Genomic DNA, 23,814 nt, shown 5'->3' with positions numbered 1-23,814 from the left:
AGAACGCTCTTCAGCCTTCGTTGTGTACGGGTCGCCCGCTTGAGGCGCACCTCTCGTCGGAATGCTCGCGCGCAAGCGCGGCCCGCCCGCACCGAGACCTCTGAGACCAGAGGACCGCGGACGATGCCTGCCAGGTCACGGCGGGTCTCCTAGGAAAGTTCACCTGATGAGTGAGGGGATGACCATGCTGATCGAGTAGCCCGCGGAGCGGGCGTATCGAGATCCACCACCGTCAGAACGCGAGCCTGCAGACCCGCCCTGCTGGTGGTGGCGGGTCTCGATACGCCCCTGCGGGGCTACTCGACCAGCATGAGAAGGGGCGCGGCGCGTCCTTTCCGTGCGCCCCGAGACGCGAAGCGGCTTCGCCGCTCGAGACGCGCTCCGCGCTACTCGGCCAGCATGTCGCGCGCCGCCCCGCGCCGCACCGGACGACTCAGTGGAGGCGGATCATTCGTGCCGGCGTACGCGAAGCCCCTCACCCCGAGTACCGGTGCGAGAGCGCGCTTCGAGCCGTAAGCGGAATTCGCGTGCCAGCGAATTCCGCTAGGCGGACGTCGGACGCTCTGCGGAACCCGACCATCTGCGAGAGCCGACCGCGGCGCGCCGCCCCGCGGCGCGCGAGAAGGCACGCTGCGGGCCTTCCTTCAGCGGAGCTTCCCTACGGATGCGAGCGCTGCCCGCAGCAAGGCGCCGCGCCCGCCCTCCATCTCGGCGGAGACGGCGTCGGAGCAGGCCTCGTCGGGGGTCATCCAGGTCAGCTCGAGGGCGTCCTGGCGGGGGTCGCAGGTGCCGGTGACGGGGACGACGTAGGCGAGCGAGACGGCGTGCTGCCGGTCGTCGGTGAAGGGGCCCATGCCGGGCATGGGGAAGTACTCGGCGACGTGGAAGGGCAGGGGGCTGGCCGGCAGCAGCGGGAACGCCATCGGGCCGAGGTCCTTCTCGAGGTGGCGGAAGAGCGCGTCGCGGAGGGTCTCGCCGTACATCACCCGGCCGGAGACGATGGTGCGCGTGATCTGCCCCGAGGCGGTCGCCCGGAGCAGCACCCCGACCTCGGTCACCTGGCCGAGTCCGTCGACGCGGACGGGCACCGCCTCGACGTACAGCAGCGGGAGCCGACGGCGGATCTCGGCGAGTTCATCGTCGGACAGCCACCCGGAGTTGGGATCAGGGGTACGCACGCTCATAGGGCCATTCTTACCCGACGTTCATGTCAGTCCGGTTTCGGCTCGCACCCGGCGGGCTCGGCGATGATGGTCGGATGGGAATCGACGCGAACGCGGTGCTGTGGTCCTCCTCCGCGAAGGACCGGGCCGGGCGGCCCCTCCTGGTGCTCCTGCACGGCTACGGCTCGCACGAGGGCGACCTGTTCTCGCTCGGCGCCTACCTGCCGCTGGAGCCGGTGCTCGCCTCGCTCCGGGCGCCACTGGCCCTGGACGGCGGCGCCAACGCCTGGTGGCCGCTGCGGGTGCCGCTGGATCCGGATCAGCCCCGGGCCGACCCGGTCGCGGTCGAGGAGGCCGCACAGGGCGTCCTCGACTGGCTCGACGCGCTCGAGCACGACGGTCCTGTCGGCCTGCTCGGCTTCTCGCAGGGCGCGGCACTGGCCGTGCAGCTGCTGCGGCGAGCCCCCGGGCGGTTCGCGTTCGCGGTGGCCCTCTCGGGCTTCGTGGTGCCGCTGGCGGAGGGCGACGCGGCCGACGAGGTCCTCGCCGAGGAGCGTCCGCCGGTGTTCTGGGGGCGCGGCACACTGGACGCCGTGATCCCGCCGGAGCTGGTCGCGGCGGCGGCGGAGTGGTTCCCGGCGCACACCGCGCTCGACGCGAGGGTCTACGAGGGCGTGGCCCACGGCGTGAGCCAGGCGGAGCTCGCCGACATCGGCACCTTCGTGCGGCTGGGCTTCGCCTGACTCCGGTGCCGCCCGACGAGGTCCCGCCGCGGCGACCGCTCGTCAAGGGCTCGCCCGCGGGGCCCGCGCACGGCAATGTCGGTGGTGGCAGGGAGGATTCACGCATGCCGCACGTCCTCGATCGCTTCAGCCCCGCCACGCGGGCCTGGTTCGAGGGCGCCTTCCCCGCGCCGACGGCCGCCCAGGAGGGCGCGTGGTCGGCGATCTCGAGCGGCGCGCACGCCCTCGTCGTCGCTCCGACCGGCTCGGGCAAGACGCTGTCGGCGTTCCTCTGGGCGATCGACCGGCTCGTGCAGGGCCCGCCGCCGGAGGACCCGCAGCACCGCACCCGCGTGCTCTACGTCTCGCCGCTGAAGGCGCTCGGCGTCGACGTCGAGCGCAACCTCCGCTCGCCGCTCGTCGGCGTGACGCAGACCGCGCTCCGGCTGAGCGCCGAGGGCATCGGCAGCGCGCCGTCGACGGTGACCGTCGGCGTCCGCTCCGGAGACACCCCCGCGGCCGAGCGCCGGGTGCTGCAGAAGACGCCGCCGGACATCCTGATCACCACCCCCGAGTCGCTCTACCTGATGCTCACCTCGGCCGCGCGGGAGTCGCTGCGCGGGGTCGAGACGGTCATCGTCGACGAGGTGCACGCGGTCGCCTCCACGAAGCGCGGCGCGCACCTCGCGGTCTCGCTCGAGCGGCTGGACGCGCTGCTGCCCAAGCCCGTGCAGCGCATCGGGCTCTCGGCCACGGTCCGTCCGCGCGAGGAGGTCGCGCGCTTCCTGGCCGGCCGCTCCCCCGTCACGATCGTCGCCCCCGTCTCCGAGAAGCAGTGGGACCTCAGCGTCGTCGTCCCCGTCGAGGACATGTCCGAGCTCGGCTCCACCGCCTCGCAGGACGGCTCGACGATGGGCGCCACCGGCCCGCAGAGCGGCTCGATCTGGCCGCACGTGGAGGAGTCGATCGTCGACCGCGTGCTCGCGCACACCTCCTCGATCGTCTTCGCGAACTCGCGGCGGCTGGCCGAGCGGCTGACGGCGCGGCTCAACGAGATCTACGCGGAGCGACGTGAGGCCGAGGCCGAGCGCGCCCGCGAGGCCGGCGAGCCGGTCGCGGTCGGCGCGCTCCTCGGTGAGGCGGTCGGCGCCTCCGCCCGCCGAACTCCGGCCGCCACCATGGGCGCCGCCGGAGCGACCAGCGGAACCGGTCAGGCCGCACCCGAGGACGAGCCGCTGCTCGCCCGCGCGCACCACGGCTCGGTCAGCAAGGAGCAGCGCGCGATCATCGAGGACGACCTCAAGTCGGGCCGCCTGCGCTGCGTGGTCGCCACCTCGAGCCTCGAGCTCGGCATCGACATGGGCGCCGTCGACCTCGTCGTGCAGGTCGAGACGCCGCCGTCGGTCGCCAGCGCGCTCCAGCGCGTCGGCCGGGCCGGCCACCAGGTGGGCGAGGTCTCCCGCGGCTCGTTCTATCCCAAGCACCGGGCCGACCTGCTGCACTCCGCCGTCACCACCGAGCGGATGCGCGCCGGCCTGATCGAGGCGATCATGGTGCCCGCCAACCCGCTCGACATCCTCGCGCAGCAGACGGTCGCCGCCACGGCACTGGAGTCACTCGACGTCGACGAGTGGTTCGACACCGTCCGCCGCAGCGCCCCCTTCGTCGCCCTGCCGCGCTCGGCCTACGAGGCGACGCTCGATCTGCTCTCCGGCCGCTACCCCTCCGACCAGTTCGCGGAGCTGCGGCCTCGCGTCGTCTGGGACCGCGACGAGAACACCCTCACCGGCCGGCCCGGAGCGCAGCGCCTCGCGGTGACCAGCGGCGGGACGATCCCCGACCGCGGGCTGTTCGGCGTCTTCATGGTCGGCGAGCCCGGCTCGACCGGCAACCGGGTCGGCGAGCTCGACGAGGAGATGGTCTACGAGTCGCGCGTCGGCGACGTCTTCGCCCTCGGCGCGACCAGCTGGCGGATCCAGGAGATCACCTACGACCGCGTGATCGTCACGCCCGCCTTCGGCGAGCCGGGGCGCCTGCCGTTCTGGAAGGGCGACTCGCAGGGCCGGCCGGCCGAGCTCGGCGAGGCGATCGGCGCCTTCACCCGCGAGATCGGCGGCGCGGCGGTCGAGACCGCGCGCGAGCGCTGCACCGCCGCGGGCCTGGACGAGTACGCGACCAACAACCTGCTCTCCTTCCTCGACGAGCAGCGCCTGGCCACCGGCCGCATCCCGGACGACCGCACGCTCGTGCTCGAGCGCTTCCGCGACGAGCTGGGCGACTGGCGGCTGGTGCTGCACTCGCCCTACGGGATGCAGGTGCACTCCCCCTGGGCCCTCGCCATCGGCGCGCGGGTCCGCGAGCGGCACGGGGTCGACGGCGCCGCGATGGCGGGCGACGACGGCATCGTCGTCCGGATCCCCGACACCGAGTCCGAGCCGCCCGGCGCCGAGCTCTTCCTCTTCGACCGCGACGAGCTCGAGCAGCTGGTGACCAGCGAGGTCGGCGGCTCCGCGCTCTTCGCCGCCCGGTTCCGCGAGTGCGCGGCGCGGGCGCTGCTGCTCCCCCGCTACAACCCGGGCAAGCGCTCACCGCTCTGGCAGCAGCGCCAGCGCGCCGCTCAGCTGCTCGACGTGGCCCGCACCTACCCGACCTTCCCGATCATCCTCGAGACGGTGCGCGAGTGCCTCCAGGACGTCTACGACCTGCCCGCGCTGCTGCGCCTCGCCGCGCGGCTCGACGGCCGCGAGCTGCAGATCCTCGAGGTCGAGACGCCGACGGCGAGCCCGTTCGCGCGCTCGATGCTGTTCGGCTACGTCGCCGCGTTCATGTACGAGGGCGACAGCCCGCTCGCCGAGCGCCGCGCGGCCGCGCTCTCGGTCGACGCGACGCTCCTCGGCGAGCTGCTGGGCCGCGCCGAGCTGCGCGAGCTGCTCGACCCGCTCGTCCTCGCGCAGATCGAGCGCGAGCTGCAGCGGGTCGAGCCGGAGCGGCGCCTGCGCGGCCTCGAGGGTGCGGCGGATCTGCTCCGCCTGCTCGGTCCGCTGACGGTCGACGAGCTCGGTGAGCGGCTCGTCGACGAGTCGGTGACGTCGGCCGACGTCGCGAAGGCCGCGCCGATCGCGCGCGAGACGCTCGACGCGATCGTCGCCGAGCTGGTCCGCGCCAAGCGCGTCCTGCCGGTCGGCCTCGCGGGCGAGCAGCGCTACGCCGCGATGGAGGACGCCTCGCGCCTGCGCGACGCCCTCGGCGTGCCGCTGCCCATCGGCGTCCCCGTCGCCTTCATCGACCCGGTGCGCGACCCGCTCGGCGACCTCGTCGCCCGCTACGCCCGCACCCACGGCCCGTTCACCGCCGTCGCGGTCGCCGAGCGGCTCGGGCTCGGTGTCGCGGTCGTCAACGACACGCTCCGCCGGCTCTCCGGCGAGCGGCGTGTCTCCGAGGGCGAGTTCCGCCCGAACGGCACCGGCTCCGAGTGGTGCGACAGCGAGGTGCTGCGGCGCCTGCGCAGCCGCTCGCTCGCCGCGCTCCGCAAGGAGGTCGAGCCGGTCGACGCCGCCGCCTACGGCCGCTTCCTGCCGGCCTGGCAGCACCTCGGCGGCTCGCTGCGCGGCATCGACGGCGTCGCCTCCGTCATCGACCAGCTCGCGGGTGCGCCCATCCCCGCCTCGGCCTGGGAGTCGCTGATCCTCCCCGCCCGGGTGCGCGACTACTCGCCCGCCATGCTCGACGAGCTGACCGCGACCGGCGAGGTCCTCTGGGCCGGCGCCGGCACCCTCCCCGGCAACGACGGCTGGGTGAGCCTGCACCTCGCCGACACCGCCGGTCTCACGCTGCCCGTCCCCGCGGCGGAGGCGGTGCCGCTCGGCGAGCTGCAGCAGGAGATCGTCGGCGTGCTCGGCTCCGGCGGCGGCTACTTCTTCCGGCAGCTCTCCGACGCGGTCGGCTCCACCGACGACAAGACCCTCGTCGAGGCGCTGTGGGAGCTGGTCTGGGCGGGCCTGCTCACGAACGACACGCTCGCTCCGCTGCGCACCCTCGTCGGCTCCACCGGCGGCGCGCACCGGCAGCCGCGCGCCCCCGCCCGCGCCAGGGCGCCGCGCGGCCGGATGACCGCCCGGCCCACCATGGCGACCCGCGTCGGCCCGCCCACCGCGGGCGGCCGCTGGTCGATCGTGCCGCTGGCGGAGTCGGACGCGACGATCCGCGGGCACGCGCTCGGCGAGACGCTGCTCGAGCGCTACGGCATCGTCACCCGCGGCTCCGTCCAGGCGGAGGGGGTGCTCGGCGGCTTCGCGCTCGCCTACAAGGTGCTCAGCGGCTTCGAGCAGCAGGGCCGCGCCCGCCGCGGCTACTTCATCGAGAAGCTCGGCGCCGCGCAGTTCGGCACGGCGGGCAGCGTCGACCGTCTGCGCACCTTCGCGCCGCAGGACGAGGCCCAGCAGCGCGCCCGGCCGGTCTTCGCGCTGGCCGCGACCGATCCGGCGAACCCGTTCGGCGCGGCACTGCCGTGGCCGCAGGGCGAGGGCCACCGGCCCGGTCGAAAGGCGGGCGCTCTGGTCGCCGTCGTCGACGGCGAGCTCGCCGTCTACCTCGAGCGCGGCGGCAAGACGGCGCTCACCTTCTCCTCCGACGAGACCGTCCTCGCGGATGCGGCAGGCGCGCTCGCGCAGCTGGTCCGCTCCCGCGGGGTCGAGAAGCTCACCGTCGAGAAGATCGACGGCGTCTTCGCCCTGGGCACGCCCTTCGGCGACGCCCTGACCGCCGCCGGGTTCGTCGCGAACCCGCGCGGCCTGAGGCTGCGCGCGTGAGCGCCGGCCGCCACGAGAGGAGCGCCCGTGCCCGAGGGTGACACCGTCTACCGCTCCGCCCACAACCTCGCCGACGCTCTCGACGGGCAGGTGCTGACCCGCTGCGACGTCCGGGTGCCGAAGTTCGCGACGGTGGACCTCACCGGCGAGACCATCGACTCGGTCGTCCCGCGCGGCAAGCACCTGTTGATGCGCATCGGCGACGCGGTGATCCACTCGCACCTCAAGATGGAGGGCAGCTGGCACCTCTACTCGCTGACCGGCGACCGGCCGAAGTGGCACCGCCCCGCCTTCCAGGCGCGCATCGTGCTCGAGACGGACGAGTGGCAGGCCGTCGGCTTCGAACTCGGCCTGCTCGAGATCGTGCCGCGCGCCGCGGAGGAGGACGTCGTCGGCTACCTCGGCCCCGACCTGCTCGGTGCGGACTGGGACGCGGACGAGGCGCTGCGGCGCCTCACCGCCGACCCGGAGCGGCCGATCGGCCTGGCGCTGCTCGACCAGCGGATCATGGCCGGGCTCGGCAACGTCTACCGGGCCGAGCTCTGCTTCCTCCGCGGCGTGCTGCCCACGCGTCCCGTCGGCGAGAGCGGCGACCTCGTCCGCACCATCGCCCTCGCGAAGAAGCTGATCACCGTCAACCGCGAGCGCATCGAGCGCACGACGACCGGCAACCTCCGGCCCGGCCAGCAGCTCTGGGTCTACGGCCGCGACCGCAAGCCGTGCCGGCGCTGCGGCACCGCGATCCGCCGCGGCGAGCTCGGTGACGACGAGCTGCAGCTGCGGGTCACCTACTGGTGTCCGCGCTGCCAGACCTGATGCCCGACGCTGTCGCGCTGCGTGCCCGCTACTCCTCGACGGCCGCCGAGCGGTACCCGGGGACGTGCTTGACGTGCAGCGCGACGTCGCTGAGCCGCTCGATCCGGTCGACGTGGCGGGCGGCGCTCGCGTCCTCGGCGACGATCCAGCTGCCGACGAGCAGGTAGGGGTCGCGGCCGCCGGCGGTGAGCGGCCCGGTCACCGTGAAGGAGCCGATCGTCGGCGTCGAGAAGGTCACCCGCACCGGCTCGCCGTGCGCGAGGCCGTCGACCGAGCGGTCGCCGTCGGCGCCCGCCTCCGGCTCGGGCGCGAGCGCGATGCTCTGGATCTCGGTCCCCGTGTTGAGGAAGACGTCGGCGACGACGAGCTCCCCGCCGACCGCCTGCCGGACGACGCCCTCGATGCCGTAGAGCCCGTAGCGCGGCGAGCGGACGAGCACCCGCACCGAGTCGCCGATCGAGACCTCCGCGAGGGCCCCGCGGATCGACGCGACGTCCCGCCGGGCGGGAGCAGCGGACAGGGCCTCGAGGATCGCACTGGACATCCCGCCAGGCTAGCCGGTCGAGCGACGAAGATGCGCTGAGACGAGTGCTGCACGACCCTCGACGATGCGGGCACCGGAGGAGCAGAAGGCGATCGACCCGTGGGGAAGCGGGCTCTCGAGGAGTGCGGAGACGGTGGGATTTGAACCCACGGAACCCAATAAAGGGTTCTCCACCTTAGCAGGGTGGTGCACTCGACCGGACTATGCGACGTCTCCTGAGCGCCCGCCAGGCGAACGCACGACGACCACTATAACCGCACCCGGGAGCCGGACGTGACACCCGGCGCTGCGGCGCTACTGCTCGTCGAGGGTGCGGCCGACGGTGCAGGTCTGCTGGTCGGCGGTCTGGCCGGTGACGTCGCTCGGGAGGGCGACGGCGGTCTCGCCCGGAGCCGGTGTCGCCAGGTCCGCGGTCGCAGCGGGGTCCGAGGTGGCCGGATCCGAGGGAGCCGCCGAGTCGGTCGCGGCGGGCGTCGAGCCGTCGGCCGACTCCGAGCCGCCGCCGGTGGTGCCGGTGAGGGCGATCGGCTGGTCGGCCAGGAGTGCGGCGTTCAGCGTCGCCGACGCCTCCTCGCTCGGGTAGACGCCGTCGCCGTCGATGAAGGTCGGGTACTGGACGAAGACGACGCTGGCGAGGTCCACGTCCTTCACCGCGAGGCCGATCGAGACCAGCGTGTTGACGTTCTCGAGCGACGTCGAGAGCTGCATGTTGGAGACGGCCGCCTTGCCGAGGCCGTAGAGGGCGACGGGGTTCGAGAGCGTCGAGGCGTCCTTCACCTTGCGCACCAGCGACGACAGGTACACCTGCTGGCTGGAGATGCGGGTGAGGTCGCTGCCGTCGCCGACGCCGTGCCGGGTGCGCAGGAAGGCGAGCGCCTCGGCGCCGACCAGCGTGTGCGTGCCGGCGGTGAGGTTCAGGCCGGTGTACTCGTCCTCGATCGGGGTGGCGACGCAGACGTCGACCCCGCCGACCGCGTTCGACATCTCGATGACGCCGTCGAACTGGATCAGCGCGGCGTAGGGGATGTCGAGGCCGGTGAGCTGCTCGACGGTCTGCACGGTGCAGGCGAGCCCGCCGTAGCTCAGCGAGGTGTTGATCTTGGCCGAGCGCAGCGCGTCCGAGACCGCGCCGGTCGCCGGGTCGGTGCAGGACGGGATCGGCACGTACATGTCGCGGGGGAAGCTGATCACCTCGACCGTGGAGTGGTCCTCCGAGATGTGCATCAGCATCGTGACGTCGTTGAGGTTCTCCGAGCGGTCGCCGTACGCGCCCGCCGCGGAGCCCTCGGCGCTGTCGCTGCCGGCGAGCAGGATGTTGACGCCGCCCTCGATCGCACCGATCTCCGGGATCGCAGAGCCGGCGTCCGTCGAGCCGATGCCGAGATCCACGGAGGGACGCGCGCTGCCCGCGATCATCGAGAGCGCGATCACCACGATCGAGATCGTGCTGAGCACGCCGACGCCGACGCAGGCCGCGAGGATCCGCCCGGCGAACCGGAGCCCGCTGCGCGGTCGCAGCCGCCCGTGACGGGCCGCTGTCCGGCGCGAGACGACGGGGTCGGTCATCGGATCCACCTCCGGCGTCAGCCGAAGAACCCGACCGAGCAGGTCTGCTGATCGGCGGGCTGGCCGGTGATGGCCTCGGGCAGCTCGACCGGTGCGCCGGCCGCGGGCGTGCCCGGAGCGGCGGTGGCGCCGGGAGTGGCCTCCGCGGTCGCGAGCGGATCGGTCGTGGCGGGACCGGCGGCGGGGGCCTCGGTCACCGCAGGAGCCGCGGGCTCACCCGTGGTCGTCGCGCCGGCGCCGGTGCCGCCGGTGAGGGCGATCGGCTGGTCGGTCTGCAGGGCGGTGGCGAGCACGTCGCCGGCCGTGCGGTCGGGGACGACGCCGCCCGAGGTCGCGCCCGTCGGGTACTGGGCGAACACCACGTTCGCGATGTCGACGTCCTTCAGTGCGAGGCCCATCTGCACGAGGGTGTTCACGTTGTTCAGCTCGTCCGAGAGCGTCATGTTGCCCAGGGCGGCCTTGGCGAGTCCGTAGAGCGCGACCGGGTTGAGCAGCGTGTCGGCGCTCTTGACCTGGCGGACCAGCGAGGACAGGAAGACCTGCTGGTTGCTGATCCGGGTCAGGTCGCTGCCGTCGCCGATGCCGTGCCGGCTGCGGAGGAACTGCAGCGCGGCCATGCCCTCGAGCGAGTGCACGCCCGGCTCGAGATAGGTGTTGGTGTACGGGTCGGCGATCTCGGTCGCGACGCAGACGTCGACTCCGCCGATCGCGTTCGACATCTCGATGACGCCGTTGAACTGCACGACCGCGCCGTAGTCGACCCGGACGCCGAGCAGCTCCTCCGCGACGCCGGCGACACAGCCGAGGCTGACGTCCTTGCCCATCGCCTCGTTGATCTTGGTGTCGTAGCGGGCGGGGATGGTCTCCCCCGTCACCGCGTTCACGCAGGACGGGATGTCGACGTACATGTCGCGGGGGAAGCTGACTACGGTCGCGTTGCTGTGGTCGGCCGACACGTGCATCAGCATGTTCACGTCGTTGAGGACGCTGGTCTCCTCGTCCGGATCGCCGTAGGCGTCGCCCTGACCCTGGCGCGAATCGCTGCCCACGACGAGGACGTTGAAGCCGCCCTCGAGAGCGCCGATCTCGGGGACCGAGCCGGCCGCGACCTCGGAGCCGGCGGCGACCGGGTGCAGGCTGACCGACGGCTGGGCGGACTGCACGAGCAGGGTGGCGGCGATCGCGACGATCGAGATCGAGGCGACGAGGCCCACTCCCGAGACGGTCGCAGCGGCCTTGACGAGGGTCCGCGGCAGGCTGTGGCGCTTCTGCCGTCCGTGCCGGACGTGGGGTCGCGGCGTGCGCGCCGACTCGTCCACGGCGGAGTGGTCCGTCGAAGGGCGCGTCGTGCGCATCCGTCTCCCGTTCGTCTGTGGGCTGGGGCTGGTGGGGCTGGGCTGTGGAGCTGAGGGGCGGGCCTGGGACCCGCGGGCGCGGAGGAGGGGACTCCCACCGCGTCGGGACATAGTACCCAGAGCGCTCCGGAAAGCCATCCGTTGCCCGGAATCCGCGCCGGAGGGCAGGGGCGGCCGCGCCACACGGCCACCCGCCCCGCGCTCAGCCCTGCTGCTCGACGACGCTGATCGCCCAGACGACCCCGAAGCGGTCGGTGAGCATGCCGAAGCCGGCCGACCAGGCCGACGCCGCGAGCGGCTCGACGACGCTCGCTCCCCCGGCGAGCGCGTCCCAGTGGCCGGTCGCCTCCTCGAGGGTCTCGGCCTGCAGCGCCAGGAAGAAGGGACGGTCGGTGATCGTCGTGCCGTTCTCGCGGCGCGTGGCTCCGGCCTGCAGGTCCGCCTCGCTCGAGGGGACGTCGTACGCCATCACGGTGAAGCCGCCCGCGCCGACGACCTGGCCGTGGACGACGCGACCGGTGTCGGGCAGGCCCGCCGGCATCCCGAAGTCGCCGTAGGTCCGGACGACGGCCTGGCCGCCGAAGACGGCGGCGTAGTACTCGAGGGCGGCGCGGGCCTCTCCGCTGAAGTTGAGGTGGGCGACGACTGCTGCGGTCATGGTGTGCTCCTTCGCTGCGCGGCGGGTGGGCCGCGGTTCTCCCCGTTCCTCCGGGGCTGAGAAACACGATCTCGTCGGTACCGGCCAGGGAACGTCCGCTTCGCGCGCGAGGATCGGTCCGTGCCCACCTCCTCGTCGCCCTCCACCTCCAAGCGGCTGCTCGCCCTCCTGTCGCTGCTGCAGTCGCGCCGCGACTGGTCCGCTCCGGTGCTGGCGGAGCGGCTGGAGGTGAGCGAGCGCACCGTCCGGCGCGACGTCGAGCGCCTGCGCGAGCTGGACTACGTGATCGAGACCACGCGCGGCCCCGACGGCGGCTACCGCCTGGCCGCCGGCACGGAGCTGCCGCCGCTGCTCTTCGACGACGAGCAGGCCGTCGTGATCGCCCTGGCGCTGCGGACCGCCGGCGCCCTCGGCACCGACCTCGACGAGGCGGCCGAGCGGGCGCTCCTGACGATCCGCCGACTGCTGCCGAGCCGCCTCGCGCACCGGATCGACGGGCTCGCGGCGAGCGCCGGCACCGCGACCCGCCCGGCCGAGGCGCGCGCCGACGCCGGCGTGCTGCTGCGCATCGGCGACGCGATCCGGGACGCGCTGACCCTCCGCTTCGACTACGACTCCCCCGCAGGACCGACCGACGCCGCGCCCGCCGTGCGCGCCACCGAGCCGCACCACCTCGTCCTCGCCGGCGGCCGCTGGTACCTGATCGGCTGGACTCCCGAGCGCGACGACTGGCGCACCTACCGGGTCGACCGGATCCGGCTCCGCAGTCACACCGGCGCCGCCTTCACCCCGCGGACAGTGCCCGGCGGTGACCCCGCGGCGTTCCTCTCCGCCCGATTCAAGGGCTCGACCGGCGCGGACACCTGGCCGTGCCGGGGCTCAGCGATCGTGGACGCCGGCGCCTCCCAGGTCGCGCCCTACCTCGGCGACGGGACGCTGACCGTCGAGCCGGACGGCCGCTGCCGGATCCGCATCGGGTCCTGGTCCTGGCCCGGCGTCGCCGCGTCGATCGCCCGCTTCGACGCGCCGATCAGCGGCGTCGAGCCCCGCGAGCTGCGGGAGGCGTTCGCGGACCTGGCCGCGCGAGCCGCGGCCGCTGCACGAACGGCGGACGGGTGATCCCGGGCCTGCACCGGCGAGGTACCGCCGGCGAGAACGGTGACCGGGCGCGGATCCCGGTCACCCGTTCATCGGAGGGGCGGGCTCGACGCTGACCGGCGCAGAGTCGGGGAGACGCCTCGGGGATCGACCCGGGCGCGACGCGCACCGAGTGAAGGAGAAGAGACCATGAACGAGAAGCACCTGACGGACGTCCGGGACCTGCCGATGACCGTGTTCGAGGTGGCGGACCAGGGCGGGGTGGTCGAGTCCCTCACCGCCGGTCACGGCATGAAGGAGCTCGCCGACTCCAACTGCGTCTGCTACATCTGCTGCGGCGGACCCGCCGCCTGAGCGCCGAGTGCGCGCCGGTCGCCCCCTCGACGCGGCTCGCGAGCACGCGTCCCTCCGCGTGCCGCACCGGGCTCCCGTCCCGCTTCACGCAGGACGGGAGCCTTCTGCTGTCCGCGGCGACGCCGGAGGAGCGGTCCACCGGCCCTCCGGCGAGACCGTCTCGGCGACCGCCGCCGCGTACTCGGCGTGCCGGTCGTGGGTCGGCTGCCCGAAGGACCGCTGCAGGACCGTGCCGAGGAGCCGGGCGCAGTCGCCGTTGCGATCCGCGTCGCCGGCGCCCTCTGGCCGCAGGACGAAGCCGCCGACGACCGCTCCGACGGCCAGCCGCCCGGACTCCGAGCGCGCGTCGCCGAGCACGAGGTGGTGCCGGCTGAGGGCGCCGAGGTAGCCCGGATCGGAGAGCCGGGAGACGAGCGAGAGCCCGAGCCGGTCGGGCGCTCCGGGCCGGGCGCCGCGCGTGCCGAGGACCGCGCTGTCCCCGCGGTTGTAGGCGCCGAGCAACGGCACCGCCATGGTCCCGTGGTAGAGCATCGCCGCGGTGAGGCCGAACGCGACCAGCTCTGGCCGGCGCAGGAGGGCCGCCCCGAGCTCGGCGTCGATCCGGCCCGCCTCGCGGACGAGGACGGCGTCGAGGAGCTCGTCCTTGCTGCTCCAGTGCAGGTAGAGCGTGCCCTTGCCGACGTGCGCGGCGTCGGCCACGTCCTGCATGCAGACCTTGCGGTAGCCCCAGCGGAGGACGAGATCGCGCATCGCGTCGAGGATGCGCTCTCGCCGCCGCGGGTCGGCGGTCTCGGGTCGGCGCGGGTGGGCGACCTCCGAGCCCCGGCGGAGACCCGGGTCGGTCGACGCGTCTGCTCCGCTCCCCGATGACGGCGTCACGGGAACGGGTGCGGGTCGGGGTTCAGCTCGTCCGGGCGCAGATCGCGGTCGAGCCGGCCGAGCCGCCGCGGCAGCTCGAGGAGCCGGGGAAGCCCGTCGATCCTGCGGTTGCGGTGGCCGAACGTCATCGGCACGGCGCCCGGCACGAGCACCTTCACGCAGGCGAATCCGCCCGCACGGTGCTCCGGCGTGGTCTGGTCGACGACGAGCACCTCGCCGATCCGGTCCACCGCGGCGCGGAGATCGACCGCCAGGTCCGCGGCGTCCGGGCGCACGCGGTCCGCGCCACCGATGTCGTCGGCGCGGATCGTCGGACCGCCGCGGAGGAAGTCGAGGCGGTGGCGGGCGTCCGGGTGCGCGTGAAGGGCGGAGTGGTCGAGCATCGTCCGCACCGCGAGCGGGTCGCGCACCATCTCCGCGGCGTGCGCCTCCTCGCTCGGGTAGCGCCGGAGGAGGTCCGCCAGGATCGGGCCGAGCTCGTTCATCGCGCCGAGCAGGGCGCGCTCGGGGTCCAGGCCCGCCCCGGCGGTGCAGAGCGCGGCCGGTCCGGAGCCGCCCTGCCGCGTCGCCAGCAGCCACACCGCCGGGATGCCCCAGTCCGTCGTGACATCGAAGGCGGCGATGTCGTAGCCGGTGGCCGCGGTGATCGCCGCCGCCCGGCCCGCGACGAGCGGATCGCGGCAGCTGCTCAGGTCGATGGCGGCGGGCGTGGTGCGGGTGTACCAGGTGCAGAGGAACGCGTCGCGCTCGACCGTCTCCAGCAGACCGTGCAGGGCGGCCTCCTCCCAGGAGGAGCCGAGCGCGCAGCCGTTCGAGACCTCGTAGTACGAGACGGGGTCGTCCCCGCGCAGTCGCTGCGAGAAGTAGTAGGCGAGCGCCTCCGGGACCAGGCGCGCGCGGCCCTCGGCGAAGGAGTGCGCCCAGACCCACTGGATCGGCACGTCCTCGTCGAACCGCCGGTAGCGGAAGGCAGGGTCGTCGTAGGACTCGTCCGGGTGCCGGCCGAAGACGTCGGGGTGCACGGCCTCGGCAGCGAGCTCCCGGTAGCTCCCCCGCACCGTCGACCGGCGTCCGCCCGGCGCGACTCCCCCGTAGCGCTCGAGCGCCTCCAGCACCGCGGTGACCTCGGCGGACCGGTAGTCGCGACCGCGGCCGTAGCCCGGCTCGACCAAGCCGTCCAGGCGAATCGGCATCGGCGCGGCCGCCATGACCAGCCCGCCCTCGTCCCCGCGCCGCGTGGCGGCGATCGTGCCGCAGAACGGGTCGATGTAGAGGGAGCGGAGGGCGTCGGCCTCGCCGACGACGTCGCGAATCCGCGCGCCGAACGGGACGGTCTTGGGCTGCGGCGCGAGGACGTGCTGGGCAGCCCCGGCGGTGTCCTCCGGGAGGTCGCCGCAGAGCTCGCAGAGGGGCTCGGGGAGGAAGGCGTGGTGCTCCACCTCCAGGGTGTCGAGGCGGACCACCGCGACGCGGCGCTGGGCACTCGCAGCCTCGTGCTCCTGCGCCAGGAGTCGCTCGAGCGCGATCGCCGCGACGTCTGCGGCCAGCTCGTCGAGCGCCTCGGGGCGGCGGCCCTCGAGCTGCTCCGCGTACTCCGCCGTCAGCCGCACCCGCCACGGCTCCGCGCCGCCGAGGCGTTCCCGCCGGAGCGCCAGGCACCGCGGGCAGCCCGGGACTCCGGGTCGGACGAGGGGCCCGATCACGATGCGGTTCACCTCGACGTGCACGGGCAGCCAGGGGACGTCCGCGGCGGGACGGCTCGGGATCCGCCAGGTGTCGGACGCTCGGACGACGACCCCGCTCGCCGCGCCGATGCCGGTCAGCGCGCGCCGGAGCAGTCCGTCCGCAGCCTCCGCAGCGTCGATCTCACCCGCGCTCACGGCAGGATCACCACCTTCCGGACGACGAGCCCGAGTCGCGCGACGACGGGATCGTGGTCGAGGTCGACCACGACGGCCCGCGGATCGGAGACGGGAGCCGCTTCGACGGCGAGCCTCAGCGCCTCCTCCTTCGTGGCGGCGACCCCGAGGTCGCCGGTCGCCGGCTCGGCGTCCGAGCAGCGGAGGGCGAGGGAGACCGGTACCCGGACGGTCGCGCTGTCGGCCAGGCGCCGGCCCGGCACGGAGTACTCCGCGGGTGCGGCGACGACGTCGCGGACCGCCGCGCGCAGCTCCTCGAGGGTCGCGGTCGGCGCGGCGACGGCACGTCCTGCGGCGTCGAGCACCCGGCGCGGATCGAGGACCGACTCCGCGCGGATCGCGAGTGCCCGGCGCACGGCGTCCGCCCGTGCCTCCGCGAAGTCGGCGCCCTCGCCGACGACCTCGACGTCGCGCCGGTCGACGACGGCGTCGCAGGCGACCAGTGCTCGGGAGTGGTGCCGCGGCACCTGCGGCAGGTCCGCCTCCTCGATCAGCCGGACCACCCCGAAGTCGGGATCGACGAGCGTCATCGCGCGCTCCTCGAACGGGCCGGTGGCCTCCGCTTGCCCGGCCTGCCACGGGTGCGGGCTGACCCGGGTGAGCACGGTTCCGTCCGCAGTGACCGTTGTGGCCCGCCACGGATCCGTGCGGCCGGACGCTGTCCGGCGGACCAGCTGGGCGACGGCCAGCCGGAGCACGCGCTCCTCGGGCCTGCCCGCCGCGGCCCCGCGCTCCGCGACCGCCACCAGCGCCGGGAGCAGCTCCGACCCGGGGGCCGGACCAACGACGAGCGCCGCGCCGTCACGCAGGAGCACCGCCCCGTACGTCCGCTCCGGGTGCTCGCGGACCTCGTCGATCAGCCACCGCCCCTCGATCGGGCCGACGGCGAGCCAGGACTCGGGGAGCGCACGGCCGCTCATCGCCACTGCGCGCTGCAGGAGTTCTGTCTCCCCGAGGAATCGGACGCGACCGGCGACCCGAGCCTCGCGCAGGAGGCCGAGGCTGAGCATCGCGCTCCGCACGCGCCGGACCTGATCCGCCCGGGCGGGATCGAGCGACCGAGCGCGCTCCTCGATGTCTTCCCCCGCGACGATCCAGGCCGCGATCGCGCGCATCCAGCCCGCGACCTCGCCGGTGAGCTCGATGTCGCCGGCGGCGGTCATGCCGTAGGTGCGGCCCTCGTGGTCGATCACGCAGGCGCTGGTGTCCACGGTGAGGGTCATCGCGTCACCGCCGGCATCGGTCTCGGAATCGAGCCGACGATGAACTGGCCCACGCTGCACTCGAGGAGCGGGTCGCGACCGGTCGCCTCGGCGAAGGCGACGGGGTCGTCGGTGCCGAGCGGGCAGCCCGCCAGCCCCATCGCGCTGCACGCCCCGGCGAGGGCCTGGTAGAGGACCCCGGTGTCCTTCAGCACGAGCTCGAGCGCCATCCTCTGGTACTTCCACATCACGCGGCCGACGCGGGCGGAGACGACGATCAGCACCTGCGGGGCGACCCCCGTCGCCGCGACCCCGCTCGCGACCTGGACCAGCCGGCGCACGGCGGGAGCGCCGATGCCGCACACCTCCTCGAGCTCGTGGCGGTGCGCGTCGTAGTGGTAGAACGCCGGCTCGAGCCCGGCGCAGCGCGAGACGGCCAGGTACAGCTCGAGCTCCGCGAGCGAGCCGCCGGACGGACGCGGAGAGCTGACCACCTCCGTCCCGTGGTCGACGCGCAGCCCGCGGACCCGATCCGTCCGGAACAGGAGCTCGCCGAGCTCGGCGACGTCGATCGGCGCGGCATCGTCGTGGTCGCGCAGGGACATCCGGCGCTCGACGACTTCGGCGTAGGGCGGGTCGCTCGCGCGCAGGGCTGCGAGATCGACCGCGGGGAGGGCGACCCGGCGGCCGCCGAACGGAACCGGGGCGGCGCCCTCCGGAGCGAAGCCCGCCTTCCCACCCCACCAGGTGCCGCCGAAGTCGGCGGCCGGGCCGCGGTAGCCCTGCCGGCTGCGGTCGTGGAAGAGCAGCTCGTGGGGTGCCCACTGCCGGTAGCGGAACTCGGTGTCCTCCGGTCCGCCCGGCAGCGCGAGGAACCCGTGCCGCTGGAACTCGCGGCGCAGGGCGGCGGCGAGACCGCCGGAGCCCGAGAGCGCGTCGGCGAGCAGCGACCGCCGGTGCAGCACGATCTCGGCGCTGGCGAGCGGGGACTCGACGAGCAGGTCGGCGCCGTCGCGGCGGACCACGGCGAACCTCGAGAGGTCGAGGTCGAGGTCGGCGGACGGCGCAGCAACGCGCTCGACCGCGGCTCGCAGCGGGCGGACGACGAAGCCGGGACCGTCGTCGTCGCCGAACTCCTGGACGAGCCAGCCGTCCTCGCGCAGTCGCGCAGTCACTGGATCGTCGGCACCGCCCGGCCCGCCCTCGACGAGCTGCCCGAGTCGCTCGTCGACATCCGCGCCGTCGCCGAGCGCCAGTGCTCGCGGCCACGCCATCACGGTCGTGCCTCTGCCGTCCCGGGTCGCGTGCACCCCCGCTCGCAGGCGCTCAGTGCGAGGTCCCGGCACGTTCTCGTCGCTCATGACGGCTCCTTCTCCATCGAGAGGCGGGCGGCCCGAAGCTCAGAAGGTGCGTCCCGGCGGAGGCGACCCGTCTCGAATATCGACAGAACGTCACTTTAGCCGTCGGGGCCCGACGACGAGATCGCTGCGCGCCAGGGACACGCGGCAGGCCCTCCCTGCTGATCGAGCAGCCCGCGCAGCGGGCGTTTCGAGCGGAGGGGGCGCCTTCGGCGCCAGCGCAGGGCGGGGAAGAGACCGACGTCCTCGCGGTGGGTGGGTCTCGATACGCCCCTTCAGGGCTACTCGACCAGCATGTGCGCGGGCGTCTCTTCCAAGTGGATCCACCCACGTCAGAAGGACGAGTCTGCCGACCCGTCCTGCTGATGACGGTGGGTCTCGATACGCCCCTGCGGGGCTACTCGACCAGCATGGAGGGACGCCGCCGCGTTCTTCTTCGGAAAGATCATCTTGTCGATGTGAGGACGACCCCATGCTGATCGAGTAGCCCGCGCAGCGGGCGTATCGAGATCCACCACCGTCGGAAGCCGAGTCTGCAGACCTGCCCTGCTGGTGACGGCGGGTCTCGATACGCCCCTGCGGGGCTACTCGACCAGCATGAGGGGACGCCGCCGCGTCCTCTCCCTCACTACCAGCACGACGGGACGCCGCCGCGTCCGGTCCCTCACCACGGCAGCATGACGGCAGAATCGCGTTCTCGTCCTCGTCGCCAGAGCGGCGGGTTCGCCGCTCGATCGCGGTGGCGGAGGGCTAGGGATTCGAACCCTAGAGACATCTCTGCCCACCAGTTTTCAAGACTGGCTCCATCGGCCGCTCGGACAGCCCTCCCTGTCACTCCCCGCGGGGAGAGACAGTCGATGGTAACCGACGGCCCGCGCGGCGCGGGAGCGGCGGGCGCCGCGTCGGGTCAGCGCAGGTCGGCGAGGGCGACGGCGACGCCGTCCTCGTGCACGCCGGGAAGGATCGCGGAGGCGACGGCGAGGACCTCGGCAGGCGCCTGCCCCATCGCCAGGCCGGCGCCGTGCTCGGCGGCCCAGGTGAGCATCTCGATGTCGTTGCGGCCGTCGCCGAGCGCGACCACGTCGCTCCGCTCGATGCCGAGGCGGTCGCGGACGAGCTCGAGCGCGGTCGACTTGTTGACGCCGTGCGGCGCGATGTCGAGCCAGGCGGTCCAGCCGATGGCGTAGCTGACCTGGTGCAGGCCCATCCGCTCGACGAGCTCGGTGAACTCCTCGATGCCGGTGCCGGGCGAGATGACGACCACGCGGGTGGACTGCACGCCCAGCAGCTCCTCGAACGGGACGTGCACCGTCTCGGCGCCCATCACCGCCCCGCCGGGGAAGGCCTCGGTGTAGGAGAAGGCGCCGTCGGCGTCCTCGACGGCGTAGTGCGCGTCGGGCAGGTGGCGGCGGATGGTCTCGAGGACCTCGGTGGGGTCGAAGGTCTCGACGACGTCGGGGCGGTAGCCGCCCTCCGCCTCGGGGTCGCGGCGCAGGGTGACGGCGCCGTTGCAGCAGATCACGAACTCGGGCGAGATGCCCAGGCGCGCGACCACGGGCAGCGTGGTCGACGGCGAGCGGCCGGTGGCGAGCATGACCTCGTCGCCCTGGGCGACCGCGCCCGCGATCGCCTCGACGACCGCGTCGGTGATGGTGCCGTCCTCGTGCATGACGGTGCCGTCGATGTCGAGGGCGATGAGGCGGCGGCCGGCGCTCATGCGGTGCGGACCGGCTCGAGGACCTCGAGGCCGCCCAGGTGCGGGCGCAGCGCCTCGGGGACGAGCACCGAGCCGTCGGCCTGCTGGTGCGTCTCGAGCAGGGCGACGATCCAGCGGGTGGTCGCCAGCGTGCCGTTCAGGGTGGCGACGGGCGCCGTCTTCCCCGACTCGGTGCGGTAGCGGGTGTCGAGGCGGCGGGCCTGGAAGGTGGTGCAGTTCGAGGTCGAGGTCAGCTCGCGGTAGGCGTCCTGGGTGGGCACCCAGGCCTCGACGTCGAACTTGCGCGCGGCGCTCTGGCCGAGGTCGCCCGCGGCGACGTCGATGACGCGGTAGTGCAGGCCGAGGCTCTGCAGCACGCCCTCCTGGTGGGCGAGCAGGCGCGCGTGCTCCGCCTCCGCGTCCTCGGGCAGCGTGTAGACGAACATCTCGAGCTTGTTGAACTGGTGCACGCGGATGATGCCGCGGGTGTCGCGCCCGCCCGAGCCGGCCTCGCGGCGATAGCAGGTGCTCCAGCCGGCGTAGCGCTTCGGGCCGCCCGCGAGATCCAGGATCTCGTCGGCGTGGTAGCCGGCGAGCGCCACCTCGCTGGTGCCGGTGAGGTACAGGTCGTCGTCGCGGAGGCGGTACACCTCGTCGTCGTGCTCGCCGAGGAAGCCGGTGCCGTCCATGATCTCGGGGCGCACCAACGTCGGCGTGATCAGCGGAGTGAAGCCGGCCTCGAGGGCGCGCTCCAGGCCGAGGTTCATCAGCGCGATCTCGAGGCGGGCGACGAGGCCCTTGAGGAAGTAGAAGCGCGCGCCGCTGACCTTCGCGCCGCGCTGCATGTCGATGCCGTCGAGCAGCTCGCCGATCTCGAGGTGGTCGCGGGGCGCGAAGTCGAAGACCGGGCGCTCGCCGACCGTGCGCACCAGCTCGAACTTGTCCTCGCCGCCGGCGGGCACGCCGTCGATGATCGGGTTGGCCAGCCGCTTCACGAGCGAGCCGAAGCGCTCGTCGGCCTCGGCGGCCTCCTGCTGCGCCTGCTTGGCCGCGGCGGCGAGGCGCTGCGCCTCGGCGACCAAGGCCGCCTTCTCGTCCTTCGGCGCCTTCGCGACGGTCTTGCCGAAGGCGTTCTGCTCGGCGCGGAGGCGCTCGGCCTCGGTGATCGCGGCCCGGCGTGCACGGTCGGCCTCGAGGGCGTCGTCGACGAGCTCGACGGAGTCGCCGCGCGCCTGCTGCGAGCGCTTGAGGACGTCCGGGTTCTCGCGGAGAAGTACGGGATCAATCACCAGAGCAGTTTAGAGGGGCCGGGAGGCGCGCCTGAGGATCGGCCGGGCGGACCGAACCGGCGGGGCCGGGGCTGCGAACCACTTCTGCGCCACCTCCCCCGACGGACGGCGCCGGCCCCCTCCGTTCCCCCGCGAGAGGGCCGCAGCGCTCCATCGCAGCTCCCCGACCTCAGCCCGAGAGGCCCCGCCATGACTCCCCGACCCCCGACCGTGCGCGTCGAGCGCTCCGGCCCCGTCGCCCGCCTGATCCTCGACCGGCCGGACGCTCTCAACGCGCTCGACCTCGACACGGCCCTGCAGCTGGTCCGCGCCCTGATCACGCTGAACGCCGACGCGGGCTGCACCGTCCTCGTCGTCGAGTCCGCGGGTCGCGCGTTCTGCACCGGCGGCGACGTCTCGGCGATCCTGGGCGCCGACCGGCCCGACCAGTATCTCCGCGATCTGGCGACGACCGCGGGCGAGGCCTTCCGCCTCCTCGGCGAGAGCAGCGCCGTCGTCGTCTGCGCGATCGACGGCATCACCGCGGGGGCCGGGATCGCCTTCGCGCTCGCCGCCGACATCGTCGTCGCGACGCCCGCCGCGACCTTCGTCAGCGCCTACGGCGACGTCGGGCTCGTGCCGGACTGCGGCGTCACGGCGACCCTGCCCGCGACGATCGGCCGCCGCCGCGCCCTGGACTTCGTGCTCTCCGGCCGCTCGGTCCGCGCCGCCGAGGCGCTCGAGTGGCAGCTCGTCACCGAGATCGTCCCCCGCGCCGAGCTCGCGGCCCGCGTCGACGAGCGCGTCCGGGCGCTCGCGGCCCGCCCGCCGCTGGTGGCCGCCGCCGCCAAGCGACTGCTGACCACCGAGCCGCTCGACCTGCGCGAACGGATCGAGGAGGAGACCGACACCCTCGTCGAGCTGCTCGCGACCGAGCGCACCCGCGCGCTGCTCGAGGCCGAGCACGAGCGGCAGCAACGCCGCCGCGCCCGCAGCAGCATCGCGGCCTGACCGGGGACCCCCGTCAGGACCGGGCGACGAGCCCGCCGAGATCGCGGATCGACGCCGCCCCCGACTGCTGCAGCATGACCCGGAACTCGCGGTCGAGGAGCCCGAGCAGTCCGGCGACCTCGTCGGCGCCGCCCACGGCGAGCGCCCACATCAGCGGCCGCCCGACGAAGACCGCGCGGGCCCCGAGCGCGAGCGCCGCGAGCACGTGCCGGCCCGTGCGCACCCCGCTGTCGATGTAGACCTCGGCGTCGGCGCCGACCGCGTCGACCACCTCGGCGAGCGCCCCGACCGCGGTGATCGAGCCGTCCATCCGCCGGCCGCCGTGCGTCGAGACGACGACCCCGGAGGCGCCTGCGTCGACCGCGCGACGGGCGTCCTCGCCGCGCAGCACGCCCTTCACCAGGACCGGCAGACCGCTGACCGAGCGGAGCCGGCCGATGTCGTCGAGTCCCGGGTTCGGCACGGGACGGCCGAGGACCCGGGCGCGCTCCTGCTCGGTCAGATTGCCGAGCCTCGCCTTCCCGGGGATCTCCGGCCAGGTGAGCGGCTCGATGCCGGGGCGCTCGCCGCGCAGCACCGGCATCTCGACCGTGAGCATCAGCGCGCGGGCGCCGTGCGCCGCGGCCCGCTCGATCAGCGCGTGGGTCACGTCGCGGTCCGCGAGCAGGTAGACCTGGAACCACCACGGCGCGCCCGCCGCGGCGATCCGCTCGAAGGGCAGTGCCGTGTTCGTCGAGACGCCGAGGAGGGTGCCGGCGCGCGCCGCCGCCTCCGCCATCGCGATCTCGCCCCGCGGATCCGCCGCGTTCTGCTGCGCCATCGGCGCGATCAGCACCGGGCCCCGCACCTCGGTGCCGAGGACCGTGGTCGTGGTGTCGCCGTCGAGCTCGCCGCGCAGCGCCGCCGGCCGGAAGCGGATCGCGTCCCAGGCCGCGAGATCGGCGTCGCGCTCCGAGCGGCCGCCCGCGACGGCGCCGTAGTAGTCGGCGACGAACCAGGGCAGCACCTCGCGGGCGCGCTCCTCCAGCTCCGCGACGAGCCGGCGGGTCGGTGCGCTGTCGGCGGTCATGGGCGGCCTCCCCTTCGAGGGCGCCGGTGCGGCGCGGGGGCGGGCCGGGAGGCTCCGCCGCGGCTCGACTGTACCCGCGGGCGCAGCCCCCGCGATCGGAGGGGCGCCGCGCTGCCTTCTCGGCTACGGTGGTCCCTGCGAAGGGGAGTAGTTCCCACCGTCCGCCGAGCGGACGACGAGGCGCGTCGACATGCTGGTCCGGAGAGTCCCGGACCCGGCGCGCCACCCGGATCCTCGCGGAACCGGGCGAACGAGACCTTCGGCCAGTCGACACGTGTCCTGGCCGGTCCTCTCGCGCGGGTCGGCCGGGGTGCCGAAGCCCAGGAGA

Annotated in this window: 18 protein-coding genes and 2 tRNA genes; 6 read left to right on the top strand and 14 right to left on the bottom strand. The window is 74.0% G+C overall.

Translation table 11 applies throughout. From position 1 onward, the window contains the following. Positions 1 to 644 precede the first annotated feature (644 nt). Complete coding sequence (locus EDF17_RS02435; RefSeq protein ID WP_123445016.1) at positions 645 to 1,184, bottom strand: NUDIX hydrolase family protein; 540 nt, start codon at positions 1,182 to 1,184, stop codon at positions 645 to 647. Between the two features lie 74 nt (positions 1,185 to 1,258). Between EDF17_RS02435 and EDF17_RS02430 the strand changes: the two genes are divergently transcribed. The 3 genes from EDF17_RS02430 (at position 1,259) to EDF17_RS02420 (ending at position 7,509) form a co-directional block, all read left to right on the top strand. Next, positions 1,259 to 1,906, top strand: a complete 648-nt coding sequence (locus tag EDF17_RS02430) for an alpha/beta hydrolase-fold protein (RefSeq protein WP_123445015.1) — start codon at positions 1,259 to 1,261, stop codon at positions 1,904 to 1,906. A gap of 104 nt (positions 1,907 to 2,010) precedes the next feature. Then, positions 2,011 to 6,693: an ATP-dependent helicase gene (locus EDF17_RS02425; RefSeq protein ID WP_123445014.1), complete on the top strand. Its 4,683-nt coding sequence runs from the start codon at positions 2,011 to 2,013 to the stop codon at positions 6,691 to 6,693. A gap of 27 nt (positions 6,694 to 6,720) precedes the next feature. Further along, positions 6,721 to 7,509, top strand: a complete 789-nt coding sequence (locus tag EDF17_RS02420) for a DNA-formamidopyrimidine glycosylase family protein (RefSeq protein ID WP_123445013.1) — start codon at positions 6,721 to 6,723, stop codon at positions 7,507 to 7,509. Positions 7,510 to 7,537: 28 nt separating this feature from the next. Here the strand turns inward: EDF17_RS02420 and EDF17_RS02415 are convergent, their stop codons facing one another. The 5 genes from EDF17_RS02415 to EDF17_RS02395 all read right to left on the bottom strand — a co-directional run bounded on the left by EDF17_RS02415 (position 7,538) and on the right by EDF17_RS02395 (position 11,632). Continuing rightward, positions 7,538 to 8,053, bottom strand: a complete 516-nt coding sequence (locus tag EDF17_RS02415; RefSeq protein WP_123445012.1) for a hypothetical protein — start codon at positions 8,051 to 8,053, stop codon at positions 7,538 to 7,540. A 125-nt stretch (positions 8,054 to 8,178) separates the two neighbouring features. Beyond that, positions 8,179 to 8,269, bottom strand: a tRNA-Ser gene (locus EDF17_RS02410). A 78-nt stretch (positions 8,270 to 8,347) separates the two neighbouring features. Continuing rightward, on the bottom strand, positions 8,348 to 9,619 hold the full coding sequence (locus EDF17_RS02405; RefSeq protein ID WP_123445011.1) for an LCP family protein: 1,272 nt from the start codon (positions 9,617 to 9,619) through the stop codon (positions 8,348 to 8,350). Positions 9,620 to 9,636: 17 nt separating this feature from the next. Then, positions 9,637 to 10,974 carry an LCP family protein gene (locus tag EDF17_RS02400; RefSeq protein WP_123445010.1) on the bottom strand — a complete coding sequence of 446 codons (1,338 nt, stop codon included), beginning with the start codon at positions 10,972 to 10,974 and terminating at the stop codon, positions 9,637 to 9,639. Between the two features lie 202 nt (positions 10,975 to 11,176). After that, positions 11,177 to 11,632, bottom strand: a complete 456-nt coding sequence (locus EDF17_RS02395) for a VOC family protein (RefSeq protein ID WP_123445009.1) — start codon at positions 11,630 to 11,632, stop codon at positions 11,177 to 11,179. 120 nt (positions 11,633 to 11,752) lie between these two features. On the opposite strand from EDF17_RS02395, the gene EDF17_RS02390 reads away from it, so the two are divergent. Next, positions 11,753 to 12,751, top strand: coding sequence for a WYL domain-containing protein (locus EDF17_RS02390; RefSeq protein ID WP_123445008.1), 999 nt, complete (start codon positions 11,753 to 11,755; stop codon positions 12,749 to 12,751). Between the two features lie 168 nt (positions 12,752 to 12,919). Next, a complete protein-coding gene (locus EDF17_RS02385; RefSeq protein WP_123445007.1) occupies positions 12,920 to 13,084 on the top strand; it encodes a thiomuracin/GE37468 family thiazolyl RiPP peptide in 165 nt (54 codons plus the stop codon). 84 nt (positions 13,085 to 13,168) lie between these two features. Here the strand turns inward: EDF17_RS02385 and EDF17_RS20100 are convergent, their stop codons facing one another. The 7 genes from EDF17_RS20100 to serS all read right to left on the bottom strand — a co-directional run bounded on the left by EDF17_RS20100 (position 13,169) and on the right by serS (position 21,427). Further along, the gene (locus EDF17_RS20100) at positions 13,169 to 13,834 is read right to left on the bottom strand and encodes a TetR/AcrR family transcriptional regulator (protein ID WP_159423427.1); all 666 of its coding nucleotides are present in this window, start codon (positions 13,832 to 13,834) and stop codon (positions 13,169 to 13,171) included. Between the two features lie 125 nt (positions 13,835 to 13,959). After that, positions 13,960 to 15,843: a TOMM precursor leader peptide-binding protein gene (locus tag EDF17_RS02375; protein ID WP_166649581.1), complete on the bottom strand. Its 1,884-nt coding sequence runs from the start codon at positions 15,841 to 15,843 to the stop codon at positions 13,960 to 13,962. Continuing rightward, positions 15,840 to 17,105, bottom strand: coding sequence for a hypothetical protein (locus EDF17_RS19700; protein WP_166649580.1), 1,266 nt, complete (start codon positions 17,103 to 17,105; stop codon positions 15,840 to 15,842). Before EDF17_RS19700 ends, EDF17_RS02375 begins: the two co-directional genes overlap by 4 nt. Then, positions 17,102 to 18,445, bottom strand: coding sequence for a SagB family peptide dehydrogenase (locus tag EDF17_RS02370; RefSeq protein WP_123445005.1), 1,344 nt, complete (start codon positions 18,443 to 18,445; stop codon positions 17,102 to 17,104). The genes EDF17_RS19700 and EDF17_RS02370 overlap by 4 nt, the downstream gene beginning before the upstream one ends. Before the next feature lie 737 nt (positions 18,446 to 19,182). After that, positions 19,183 to 19,270 (bottom strand) — tRNA-Ser (locus tag EDF17_RS02365). Positions 19,271 to 19,349: 79 nt separating this feature from the next. Continuing rightward, positions 19,350 to 20,159 carry an HAD family hydrolase gene (locus EDF17_RS02360; RefSeq protein WP_123445004.1) on the bottom strand — a complete coding sequence of 270 codons (810 nt, stop codon included), beginning with the start codon at positions 20,157 to 20,159 and terminating at the stop codon, positions 19,350 to 19,352. Continuing rightward, the gene (serS, locus tag EDF17_RS02355; RefSeq protein ID WP_123445003.1) at positions 20,156 to 21,427 is read right to left on the bottom strand and encodes a serine--tRNA ligase; all 1,272 of its coding nucleotides are present in this window, start codon (positions 21,425 to 21,427) and stop codon (positions 20,156 to 20,158) included. Before serS ends, EDF17_RS02360 begins: the two co-directional genes overlap by 4 nt. Before the next feature lie 189 nt (positions 21,428 to 21,616). On the opposite strand from serS, the gene EDF17_RS02350 reads away from it, so the two are divergent. Beyond that, positions 21,617 to 22,417, top strand: coding sequence for an enoyl-CoA hydratase/isomerase family protein (locus EDF17_RS02350; RefSeq protein WP_123445002.1), 801 nt, complete (start codon positions 21,617 to 21,619; stop codon positions 22,415 to 22,417). Between the two features lie 13 nt (positions 22,418 to 22,430). On the opposite strand, the gene EDF17_RS02345 is transcribed toward EDF17_RS02350, so the two are convergent. Beyond that, positions 22,431 to 23,486, bottom strand: coding sequence for an alpha-hydroxy-acid oxidizing protein (locus tag EDF17_RS02345; protein ID WP_123445001.1), 1,056 nt, complete (start codon positions 23,484 to 23,486; stop codon positions 22,431 to 22,433). Positions 23,487 to 23,814 lie beyond the last annotated feature (328 nt).

Origin of the sequence: Rathayibacter sp. PhB1 (assembly GCF_004362935.1) — a bacterium.
In the GTDB taxonomy this organism is placed as follows: Bacteria; Actinomycetota; Actinomycetes; order Actinomycetales; family Microbacteriaceae; genus Rathayibacter; species Rathayibacter festucae.
The sequence above is the reverse complement of the archived record's forward strand: the minus strand, read 5'-3'. Positions and strand labels throughout refer to the sequence as shown.